At 50.7% G+C, this 5,936-nt stretch carries 9 protein-coding genes and 1 pseudogene; 9 read left to right on the forward strand and 1 reads right to left on the reverse strand.

What is annotated here, in order from left to right; translation table 11 throughout:
- Positions 1 to 334 precede the first annotated feature (334 nt).
- Positions 335 to 850, forward strand: a complete 516-nt coding sequence (locus OB87_RS19635) for a DUF2778 domain-containing protein (RefSeq protein ID WP_235425228.1) — start codon at positions 335 to 337, stop codon at positions 848 to 850.
- 284 nt (positions 851 to 1,134) lie between these two features.
- On the opposite strand, the gene OB87_RS19640 is transcribed toward OB87_RS19635, so the two are convergent.
- Entirely contained in the window at positions 1,135 to 1,602 is a 468-nt protein-coding gene (locus OB87_RS19640) for an Hcp family type VI secretion system effector (protein WP_072025420.1), read from the reverse strand.
- 194 nt (positions 1,603 to 1,796) lie between these two features.
- Here OB87_RS19640 and OB87_RS03160 point away from each other — a divergent pair, with 194 nt between their 5' ends.
- The 8 genes and pseudogenes from OB87_RS03160 (at position 1,797) to OB87_RS03190 (ending at position 5,562) form a co-directional block, all read left to right on the forward strand.
- Positions 1,797 to 2,066, forward strand: a complete 270-nt coding sequence (locus OB87_RS03160; RefSeq protein WP_033568001.1) for a hypothetical protein — start codon at positions 1,797 to 1,799, stop codon at positions 2,064 to 2,066.
- Positions 2,056 to 2,355, forward strand: coding sequence for a type II toxin-antitoxin system RelE/ParE family toxin (locus OB87_RS03165; protein ID WP_033568002.1), 300 nt, complete (start codon positions 2,056 to 2,058; stop codon positions 2,353 to 2,355). Before OB87_RS03160 ends, OB87_RS03165 begins: the two co-directional genes overlap by 11 nt.
- A 176-nt stretch (positions 2,356 to 2,531) precedes the next feature.
- Positions 2,532 to 2,828, forward strand: coding sequence for a hypothetical protein (locus tag OB87_RS20490; RefSeq protein ID WP_152605868.1), 297 nt, complete (start codon positions 2,532 to 2,534; stop codon positions 2,826 to 2,828).
- Positions 2,829 to 3,423: 595 nt separating this feature from the next.
- Positions 3,424 to 3,624 (forward strand): hypothetical protein, encoded by a 201-nt coding sequence (locus OB87_RS20880; protein WP_081977340.1) that lies wholly within the window; start codon positions 3,424 to 3,426, stop codon positions 3,622 to 3,624.
- Positions 3,625 to 3,780: 156 nt separating this feature from the next.
- Positions 3,781 to 4,080, forward strand: a complete 300-nt coding sequence (locus OB87_RS03175) for a plasmid mobilization protein (protein ID WP_050515618.1) — start codon at positions 3,781 to 3,783, stop codon at positions 4,078 to 4,080.
- A 227-nt stretch (positions 4,081 to 4,307) separates the two neighbouring features.
- Positions 4,308 to 4,463 (forward strand): annotated as a pseudogene (locus OB87_RS21145) (relaxase/mobilization nuclease domain-containing protein); the annotation flags it as partial.
- 349 nt (positions 4,464 to 4,812) lie between these two features.
- On the forward strand, positions 4,813 to 5,325 hold the full coding sequence (locus tag OB87_RS19435) for a hypothetical protein (RefSeq protein ID WP_050515619.1): 513 nt from the start codon (positions 4,813 to 4,815) through the stop codon (positions 5,323 to 5,325).
- A 3-nt stretch (positions 5,326 to 5,328) separates the two neighbouring features.
- Positions 5,329 to 5,562, forward strand: coding sequence for an MbeD family mobilization/exclusion protein (locus OB87_RS03190; protein ID WP_033568006.1), 234 nt, complete (start codon positions 5,329 to 5,331; stop codon positions 5,560 to 5,562).
- The last annotated feature ends 374 nt before the right edge of the window (positions 5,563 to 5,936 follow it).

A 5,936-nucleotide genomic window follows, 5' to 3' on the forward strand; every position in this document is an offset into this window, starting at 1 on the left:
ACGATTTATCGCCACTGGCAACGGCCATTGGTAACTGATTTAGAGGAGTTAGTCTTGAAGTTGTGCGCCGATTAGGGCTAAACTGAAAGGACAAGTTTTGGTGACTGCGCTCCTCCAAGCCAGTTACCTTGGTTCGAAGAGTTGGTAGCTCTAAGAACCTTCGAAAAACCGCCCTGCAAGGCGGTTTTTTCGTTTACAGCGCCTGAGATTACGCGCAGCAGCAAAGGATCTCAAGAGGATCCTTGCATTGCTTGTACAAAATAATTACTTATAAGACGAAAAGTAACACGTATTGTTGAAAGAAAAAGGACTTCAATAAATGATACTAATGAGGATGGAATACGATAATAGGGCATTAACTGGAGGCAAAGCCATACTTCATGTTTATGGACTTGGTAAGTTTGACGTTCTAAGCGGAAGAGGAAGCTATATAAACAATCCAAATTGTACAAACATACCAGATCAAGGACCAATCCCAGTTGGACAATATTATATTGTAGACAGACCACCGAGCACGTTTGGGAATAAAATAAGAAATTTTGGCGCAGATTTATGGTTTGGTACAAATCATAATGAATGGTTTGGCCTATATAACTCAAAAACACTAAACGACCATGCCACAACCAATGGAGTCCGCCGTGGAAACTTTAGATTGCACCCATTAAGACCTGATGGTTCAGGTGAGTCATGGGGGTGTATAACATTCTTTAAAGTTAATGACTTCATCGTGGTCAGAAACGCTCTATTAAAAACCAGAAAAATTAAAGTTTCCGCCTCAAAAAATGGATTGATGGCTTACGGAAGAATAGATGTTATCGGAGAGTCTCACTTTGAAAAATGCAATAAATAAAATAATTAAACCATTGATTTATATATCAATATCAATTCTTATAACACGTTACACCCCTCCTGTAAGCTATGCAATAGGAACGATATCAGACCTCGCATATCAACTATTATCACCCAATGGCTTGGGGTTGGTAGATTACGCTCAAGAGTGGGGATCTGATAACGTCAGCTTTTTCACATCTCTATTTTTAATATTACTAATGGCATTCCTAATATCATTTATTTCAAACAAGATTCACTCTATATTTAAAAAGCCAATCGATAAATAATTGGCTTTTTTTTCAACTAACCCCAAATACTATATCCTGATGTACCAGCGACTTTATGTGACCAAGAAATAGTATTATATTTCAACATCACGTCTTCAAAAGGAATAGAGTCTATATTATTAATAGAGTGTGGGTATGTTGATGATACAGCCACAACCCTTGCACCAGTCAACTTCAACTCATAAAAAACTTCCAACTGCCCAGCTTGGTTAGTTCTATAAAAGTAGAACGTTGCTGTGAGTGACTCATTAGAAGTAACGGAAACGCCAAGTAATGGGGAAGACTTATCTATAGGCTTAGTGAGCTGTATTGGATGATGAGCAACATTATCCTCTCTAGTGATCGTATGATTCAGGCTTAAGACTTGTATTTGGTCCTCATGCCCACTCTGATAACGGTTTCCTATTGAATCAAGTGTAGAACACCCTGAGGATATCAATCCTTGCTGCTCGCCTTCTAACGTCAAATAAATAACATATGACATGACACTTTCCTTGTTAAAACAAATTATTGATTTAAAAACAAAAAACACATTTATTCTATATCAACTTTAGCACACATAGCTGGAGTATTATCTATACTTCTATAGCAGAGAATTACGTCCAATAAGCACATGACCCATAAAGCCCTCACTGCTAAACTCTCTTTGAAACACACTGGGAATCAGGAGCTACAGCTATGAGCAACAGCACCCATTATGAAAACGCCAACTTTCTGCGCGAACTGGCTGAGAGTCTGCCGCGTATTATACCTGGCGGTGCAGATAAGGCTGCATTGCTGCAACGACTGGCTAACGAAGAACTGGCACAAGCCGAGTATGACGAATGGATACGCGGCAAGGTAGCGGCAGCTCGTGCTGACACTCGACCACGCATGACCACCGAACAGGTGCGCCAGAGACTGCAAGCACGACATCATGAACTGAAAGAACAGCGTGATGCGGTATGAAATAGACTGGGCAGAGAACGCGGTGGAGGACGTAGCCGGGTTGTTTGAATATCTGGCCGAAAATGCCTCTATCTGGGACGCTAATTACGTGACGGAACGCATCTTGAACTCTACTGACAAACTGGCCGACTTCCCTCGATTGTATGAGTTGGATGAACGCTATGGTATTGGAGTTCGTCGCATCAGCCAGCTCGGCCAGCATGTGCTATACGAAGTGGATGATACTAAGCAACGAGTCACCATTCTGGCCGTTGTTGGTCAACGCCAAAACCCCCGCTCGATACGCTGAATAAGATAGGTCATTTACCATAACACCCGAATGTTGAACTCAATCAATTGAACAAAAAACATACACACAACCATGTGGTTACTTGTTTTTTATTAGCTTTACCCACACCTGCATTAAGCGGTGCTAGCAAAGCCCGTCGCATCATGCGAAACGAATAGATAAAAACAGGAAAAAACATGACTACACCTCAAATGGGACGACCGTTCAACTTCCCAGATCCACGCAATGTTACTGTTGGTAATCCAACCTTTTTAGCTTCACGAGATCTCGTAGTAAGCCTCTACAATCAATCAAATCCAGAAACTCCAGTAGCAAATTATTGCCAACGGGCAAAGGATTGGTTTATTGGTGAAGCGTTATCTATTGGCTGGTCAAATGCTTTAGAAACTGGAAATGGATTAGGCATTTTGCTGCACTTGCAACTGAATATTCCTCAGTTTCAGCCACAGGGTCAGCTCCCTCCAGAAGTCTGACTGTTACACGTAAAAAACCGCTACTATTGGCGGTTTTTTTTGCCTGCGGATCAGGCCAATTTACCATAACATCTGTTCACCGCACCGCCCCCGACGCCCTCCGCGTAGTTCGGGGGCCAAACCGTCAAAACCCGCCCGGTTCTCCCCCCAAAACCCCCACTATCCGGCCCGATAATTTTTCCACCATTGCATGATTATGCACGGTACAGGCGGGAGGCCGGTTTCATCCGGGATCAGCCGCCTGACGCCGGTTTTAATCCGTATTCCCACGCGATAACGCCTCACGGATGCACAGTTTACTGTGTGGCCGTGAGGCGTTGGACAAGCGCAGCGCGTCAGCCCATCACAGCGTTTTTTCGGTTATAATGGTCCCGCCGCCACACATGGCGGTCGGGTGTAGGAACCCGGCATTCACTACCATCAACAGCTACGCTCACGCAGCTGTTAGCTGAGTACGCCTATATGGTGGCTCTGGCTGGGCAGCCTTCGGGCTGGCCGGTTAGGTAGTGCCGGTATTCCTACCCCCGCCAGAGTCCACCACCAGAGCGTAGGAACTCCGGTGGTGGAAGTGCTAACCACTACCGGAAACCATGCCATGAATCTGTTCAATGACCTCAATCCCGACCTCGATGAACAGCTCGACCAGTGCTGTGCACTGGCCTACGCCCTCATCGAAATCTCCCATGACCAGGTGCGCGAAATCCTCGCCTTCCTTCTCGCCGAAAAGCTCCGCGATTTTTACCACGCCTACCATGAACCTGAACCGGAGACAGACAGCGCGGTCAGCCATGCCTGACCGGTGATCGAGGGTGCAGAATAACCGCTGTAAGGTGGGGTCAAGGGGAGGATTTTCCTCCCCTTGCAAGGCCCGATGTGCGACGTTGAGCGTAGCGAAATGTAGCAACATCGGGTAGCCTTGTTTATTCATTATTCGCCGGTAAATGGGGGTGCGATGAAGAAACGTGAAAACATGCTCCGGGTGCGGTTTTCTGACGACGAATTCAGCCAGTTGCAGGCGCTGGCCGACAGGTCAGGTTTCACCATGTCAGAACTCGTGCGCGACCACATCGGCAGGATGAACATCAGCCACAAAGCCGACGACCGCGAGCGCCTCATCCTGCTCAACCGCCTTAACGCCAACCTGAACATGATCGCCCGCTGGGTGAACACACATAAATCCGCCGCCTCGGCGGTTGAGGTGGTGTCTCACCTGATGGCCATCGAGCGCCACATTCGGGAGCTGACCCGGTGATAGTGGGTTTCAGTCGCCACGGTACCGGCGGCGGCAGTGGCCCCGTGGATTACATGATTGACCCGGACAGACCGGGCCGGGCGTCATCGCCCCCGGTCGTGCTGCGCGGCGCCCCGGATGCCACCCGGGATTTAATCGACGCGCTGACGTTCAGGTACCGCTACACGTCCGGTGTCCTGTCGTTCGCCCCCGGGGAAACCCTCCCGCCGGAGAGGGAGCAGGCCATCATGGACCGGTTCGAGCGCGTGGCGTTCGCCGGCATGGAGCCTGACCAGTACAACATCCTGTGGGTACGCCACAGCCATGCCGGCCATCACGAGCTGCACTTCGTCACGCCCCGCGTGGAACTGAGCACCGGGAAAAGCCTCAACATCCGCCCGCCCGGCGACCGGGCACGGCAGGCTTTTGACGACTTCCGCAGTGAAATCAATGCCCGCTACGGACTGGCTGACCCGGATGACCCGCAGCGGGCGCGCGATATTGCCCCCCCCGGCCATGAGCTGAAAATCGCCGCAGAAGCCATCAGACGCGGCGAAAAACCCGACGGGAACATACGGGAGCTGCTCGACCGGATATTGGCACAGCGGGCTGCTGAGGGGCTTATCAGCGACCGGCAGCAGTTACTGGAGCAGGTGGCCGAGCTGGGTCTGACCGTAACCCGGACAGGCAAGAATTACATCACCGTCGCCGAGCCGGAGAGCGGCCAGCGCTGGCGACTGAAAGGAGGACTCTATGAGCGAGACTTTGACCCTCGCCGAACGCTTGAAACAGCGGCAGCAGCAGGAGAACGAGACTATTCAAAACCTGACCCGGGAGCAGCTGATCGCTTTGCGCGACGGGTTGAACACCATATTGAGTACCGAGCTCAATACCATGCAGGCCGATATGCAACGCCAGATAGAAGCCATGTCATCGGAATTCAGCCGCCGCAAAAAAGACCTGCTCTGGAGTCTTATACGGAGCCGCATCCTGTTCCCGGCCCTGACAGCACTGACCGTCTTGGGCGTTATCTTGCTGAGCGGCTGGGGGCTGTCGGCATGGCAGGAGTCCCAAATCAGCCAGAACTGGCAGACGCTGCGACAGCAGAAACAGGCGCTCGACACGATGGCCGAGAAGGGAGGCAAAATTCAGTGGTCGACGTGCGCGAACGCCGGGGAGAAAGGGCGGCTTTGCCTGAAAATCGACGAGAGGCCGGGATCGTTCGGCGTGAACGGCGAAAATTACAAGATACCACTGGGGTACTGACCGATGACCGAGCTGGAAACCCATTTGCTCAACGCCTTGAAGCGGCTGGAGCAGCAATTCAACGCGCAACAGCACGCCTGCGAGAGCGCGCAGAACGCCTTGCAGGACATGTTCGAGCGTACTTTACAGGACAACGTGACGCTGCACAGGCAAGTCAGCTCCTTGAGCAGTCAGGTCAGCGAATTAACGCAGCAGCTCGGGCAGTTCAGGAGCCTCTACAGGCAGAACAGGACATAGCAGCACAACGCTATCACGCCCGTGCACAGCGGGAAAAAGAACGGGTACTGGAAAAACAAAAACAGTACCAGAAAGACGGCCCCAGCCTATAGCACCGGGACACAAGGCTAAACCGGAAAGTAACGTGCGAACGGGTTTCTATGTACGGGCAGGGTAAATTCCGCTTCCTCGCCTGTTCGCTCGCTACGCTCGGTCACAGGACTGCGGCGAGCGGTGGGGGTTAAAAGGACGGGATTCATGGATGCCAGGGAAAAAAAGCACAGCCCCCCCTTCCCCCCAGAGCCGGACAAGCCAACCGCGCTTTTCCAGAGGCTCCGCCCTCCTGACGAGCATCACAAAAAATGACGCTCAAGCCAGAAGTGGCGAAACCCGAC

This window comes from Dickeya undicola (assembly GCF_000784735.1).
In the GTDB taxonomy this organism is placed as follows: domain Bacteria; phylum Pseudomonadota; class Gammaproteobacteria; order Enterobacterales; family Enterobacteriaceae; genus Dickeya; species Dickeya undicola.

What these genes read in the sequence shown, in the direction of transcription:
- OB87_RS19635 (WP_235425228.1), top strand. Translation starts at nt 335, where the DNA reads ATGGAATACGATAATAGGGCATTAACTGGAGGCAAAGCCATACTTCAT.
- OB87_RS19640 (WP_072025420.1), bottom strand. Translation starts at nt 1,602, where the DNA reads ATGTCATATGTTATTTATTTGACGTTAGAAGGCGAGCAGCAAGGATTG.
- OB87_RS03160 (WP_033568001.1), top strand. Translation starts at nt 1,797, where the DNA reads ATGAGCAACAGCACCCATTATGAAAACGCCAACTTTCTGCGCGAACTG.
- OB87_RS03165 (WP_033568002.1), top strand. Translation starts at nt 2,056, where the DNA reads ATGCGGTATGAAATAGACTGGGCAGAGAACGCGGTGGAGGACGTAGCC.
- OB87_RS20490 (WP_152605868.1), top strand. Translation starts at nt 2,532, where the DNA reads ATGACTACACCTCAAATGGGACGACCGTTCAACTTCCCAGATCCACGC.
- OB87_RS20880 (WP_081977340.1), top strand. Translation starts at nt 3,424, where the DNA reads ATGAATCTGTTCAATGACCTCAATCCCGACCTCGATGAACAGCTCGAC.
- OB87_RS03175 (WP_050515618.1), top strand. Translation starts at nt 3,781, where the DNA reads ATGAAGAAACGTGAAAACATGCTCCGGGTGCGGTTTTCTGACGACGAA.
- OB87_RS19435 (WP_050515619.1), top strand. Translation starts at nt 4,813, where the DNA reads ATGAGCGAGACTTTGACCCTCGCCGAACGCTTGAAACAGCGGCAGCAG.
- OB87_RS03190 (WP_033568006.1), top strand. Translation starts at nt 5,329, where the DNA reads ATGACCGAGCTGGAAACCCATTTGCTCAACGCCTTGAAGCGGCTGGAG.